We start from the raw sequence: 3,722 nt of genomic DNA on the forward strand, positions 1-3,722 counted from the left end.
GGCCAAGTGAGCAGCCCAAAGTGGAGCGAAACTCGGACAGGCCTCAACGAGGACTTCAATTGCTTGCGACTTCTCGATCATGGGACGGCTAACGTGGAAGTAACCGGCACCGGAGCGCCAGCGAAGGGAACCAAAAATGCGCAGCATTTTGGTGTCCGGTTGACTGACTGGTTAGAAGTCACGGATAACCCGCTCCAGCACCAACGAGGAACAAGGTTGAAACAACGCCGTCTTCTGTTGTTACGGGGGCATGGTTGACTATCCGAATTCGATAGTTACCCTTATTCAAAGCAATGGAGCCGAAATGACGACTCTTTGTGAGAGAGCCCCAACTCTGCAGACACCTAGAACTATAGCGTCGGCTGGTGATAACAGAACCGCCGAGCGACGAAACCACTATTTCAAGTTCCAGAGCCGCGCCAACGGCCTTCTTTTCCTCGGCGGTTAATTGAGCGTAGCGTTCCGCGTCTGTGCATGTCTGCGGGTTTGTCGCGTTCGGTTGGCCAGCTATGGTTGTTGATTCGTATGCAGCCTTGTTTGGGAACCTAAATTGAACACCGAACAAATACTGCTCGTCCATTGGAATGGAAATCTCCTGCTGGAGGATCACGCCTGGATTGCCAAGGTTGACCACAGGCATGTCTAGTGCCTGATTGCTTGCACACATTCCAGCAAGCCACATGGCGACGCCGGGGAATATGGTTTTGCAGAGTGCGAGGGTCGTTTCGGTCATGACTTCTAACGTTGAAAGTAACCGGCACCGGAGCGCCAGCGGAGGGAACCCAAGCTGCGCAGCAGGTTGGGTGTCCGGTTGACTGACCTGTTAGGCATCGCGGACCAACCTTTCATACTCAGCGAGGTAGCGATCGAAGCGCGATGAGTCGCATGACCGGCAGAGAAATGGCATCTTGCGGCCGGTGAACATTGATTTTTTGCCACCGCACTGCTCACACTTCAGATTGGTTTCTGAAAAGGCCGACAGCGGCTCTAGAAGTTGGCCGTTAAGGTGCTTGGCCAAATATGCGAATTGGCGGCGGTCGAACTGATTGGATAAGTGAAGATGCCTCAGATTCTTGCATCGAGCAAGAACGGTTATGTCGTCATCCGCCAATTGCGCATTCGTCAAGCTAAATGAAGTGAGCCGGTCAAGTTTCACTATAGGCTTAACAGATAAGAGCTTAAGTCTCGGCGTGAGCGAACCGCGACTGCCCGATAGGTTTAATTCGACCAATTCAGTTAGCGACTCAATTCCGTCCAATTGTCGCAGTTTGGAGAAATCGAAAACGGATAAGGCCGTCAGTCCTCCGAGCCGGAAGATGGGAGCAATGTCTAAGATCTTTGTAGCCCATTCCATTGCAAGACGGCTGAGACTTACCAGCTTCTCAATACCCTCCAGTGACTCCAAGGTAATGTGATAGAGGCGAAGATCACTAGTACGGCAAACGGATAACACTGTTGGCCAAACCTTTGATCCAACGTTTCGAAGATCGAGCTCAGCCTCGGTGTTTAGCAGCGTCTGTTCAAAAGGTCGATCCAGTAGAAGCATGACCATATGAGATGCCTAACGTGGAAGTGAGGGGCAGCCGGAGCGAAGCGGAGGGAACCACAAGCGCAGCTTGTGGCTGTCCCGCTCGACTGCAGGGTTAGGCGAATTTTTCATTTAGCCAAGTGCCAGGAACGGGAAGCGGCGAGTACCAACCTTGTAAAGCACGAGGTTTAACATCGCGCAGGGCATTGGGTATACGGCCACAAGCCTCACTCACATACCCGGAAATTTCGCTTGCGAGAGACTCAAGGTTGGCTGCTGTAAGGTCGTACGCGGGTGGTGCAGAGGGAGCCAGTCCTTCGAGCCTGCCGCCAGCATGAAATTTCGCATTCTCTCGCAGAGGAATTCCATCAATCGCCACGGCAACATTGACGTAAAAGTGCCAAGGCTCATCACCTGAATTCCACGAGCTGCCCTGAATGGAAACGCACTCAATATAGCCTTCGGCCTTTCTTGAGAAATTTCGACCTTGCTTTCTAAATCCCATCGCTTTCATGTGCTTTGCGTGAAAGTGAGAACAGAAAGCATCGCCAAGTTTTCGAGCGGACATAGCGAGTGAGGCGGTTTGCCTAACGTTTGACGTAACCGGCACCGGAGTGCGCAGCACGTAGGGAACCTAAAAAGCGCAGCTTTTTAGGTGTCCGGTTGACGGAATAGTTAGAGGTCATCAGCGGTTGCTATTTGAGCGAAAGAGCAAGAGCCGCAGCAGCGGCAACTTGGGACCATAGGGCCAAGAATAGCCAACTGGCCCAAGCGCGCGAACGCGGACAACCCACAAGCTGTGACCGATACGACAAAGAGAGAATCATTCCCGCGAACGGCGGAAAGAAACGACGGCGCCACGCACAGCCGTTGATGGGCGGCGAGCCAATTTCGGAGTAGACGTGCGGAGCCTCGACTTGCAACGCCTCCAGGAAAGGCGTGCCCATAAGCAGGACTGCGAACCCTGATGCCATCAGCCAAATCATCGCAAAGCCGGACATGACCTCTAACGTTGAAAGTAACCGGCACCGGAGCGCCAGCGGAGGGAACCCAAACTGCGCAGCAGTTTGGGTGTCCGGTTGACTGACCTGTTAGGCGAATTACGCATATGAGAAGTAGACCGCGCCTGCTGCAGCGAGTGCAACACACAGGTATAGAAATGCCCTAAAGGCTTTAACTCGACGTGCGCACTTTGGGCAGTGGGCGAAGTAATCGCCTCGAAAGCCGTCCTGCGTGGCCGAGTAGATGTCTAGTGTTTCACCACATTTGGCACAGCGTCCCTGCGAGTTTCGTCGCGCCATAAAGCGATTAAACAGAACATTAATCGCCGTCATGCCAGCTGCGAAGCCAATGCCTGTGAGGAATTGTTCGGTCGAGGTCATTGCCTAACGTGGAAGTAACCGGCACCGGAGCGCCAGCGGAGGGGACCAAACTGCGTAGCAGTTTGGTGTCCGGTTGACTGCACAGTTAGGCGTTTGCACCCGTGGCGCTCCTACTGACCTTTTGTCTTCTTAGTCTTTCGTGCCGCGTTGTCCGCCTTTATAATCTCGGCGCACTCTTCCTGAGAAGGGATCTTGCGGTCCGTCTCAATGGTGTGCCAACCGCCGCAATTGGGATCAGGGCAACCGCACACGGTAAAGCGAACCGGATGTCCAGTGAGCCCCTCACGCTTTTGTATAGCGTTTGTGCGCTCATTGCTCTTAATTATGTCGACGATAGCTGATCGGCCGAGAAATGGACGCGACATATGGGCTCCAAAATACGTGTGACGCCTAACGTTGGACGTAACGGGCGCCGGAGCGCAGCGGAGGGCACCAAACTGCGCAGCGGTTTGGCGTCCCGTTGACGGACCTGTTAGCGGCAGCGGTGAAAGAAGTACGGCGATTCATGCAGCGCAGGCTCGAAGTGCATTGGTTTGAGACGCCGAAACGGTTGCGGGCAAAACCCGCGACCACTTCGGAAACGATAACCGAGCGGGGCGCTCAACTGCCGTGCAGGATTTGGTGCCCGAACCGAAACGGTACAAGTGCTGCACGGGGACGTTGGCAACGCCAGCAAAGCCAAAGGACGTTTCGAGTTCAGACGCTTTCAGCATTGACGCTAACGTGAAAGTAACCGGCACCGGAGCGCCAGCGGAGGGCACCCAAATGCGTAGCATTTGGGTGTCCGGTTGACTGAAGGGTTATGCGTCTCG

3 protein-coding genes are annotated in these 3,722 nt (G+C 54.1%); all 3 read right to left on the bottom strand.

Features of this window, described 5'->3' with window-relative positions:
- Positions 1 to 178: 178 nt before the first annotated feature.
- Positions 179 to 733 carry a hypothetical protein gene (locus GGR36_RS21455; protein WP_183638588.1) on the bottom strand — a complete coding sequence of 185 codons (555 nt, stop codon included), beginning with the start codon at positions 731 to 733 and terminating at the stop codon, positions 179 to 181.
- Between the two features lie 90 nt (positions 734 to 823).
- A complete protein-coding gene (locus GGR36_RS21460) occupies positions 824 to 1,546 on the bottom strand; it encodes a leucine-rich repeat domain-containing protein (RefSeq protein WP_221229657.1) in 723 nt (240 codons plus the stop codon).
- 97 nt (positions 1,547 to 1,643) lie between these two features.
- Positions 1,644 to 2,042 carry a DUF4304 domain-containing protein gene (locus GGR36_RS21465; RefSeq protein WP_183638594.1) on the bottom strand — a complete coding sequence of 133 codons (399 nt, stop codon included), beginning with the start codon at positions 2,040 to 2,042 and terminating at the stop codon, positions 1,644 to 1,646.
- Positions 2,043 to 3,722 lie beyond the last annotated feature (1,680 nt).

Source organism: Niveibacterium umoris, from assembly GCF_014197015.1.
Lineage (GTDB): Bacteria > Pseudomonadota > Gammaproteobacteria > Burkholderiales > Rhodocyclaceae > Niveibacterium > Niveibacterium umoris.

Bases quoted from the DNA above. Each gene is read 5' to 3' on its own strand.
- GGR36_RS21455 (WP_183638588.1), bottom strand. From the start codon at position 733: ATGACCGAAACGACCCTCGCACTCTGCAAAACCATATTCCCCGGCGTC.
- GGR36_RS21460 (WP_221229657.1), bottom strand. From the start codon at position 1,546: ATGCTTCTACTGGATCGACCTTTTGAACAGACGCTGCTAAACACCGAG.
- GGR36_RS21465 (WP_183638594.1), bottom strand. From the start codon at position 2,042: ATGAAAGCGATGGGATTTAGAAAGCAAGGTCGAAATTTCTCAAGAAAG.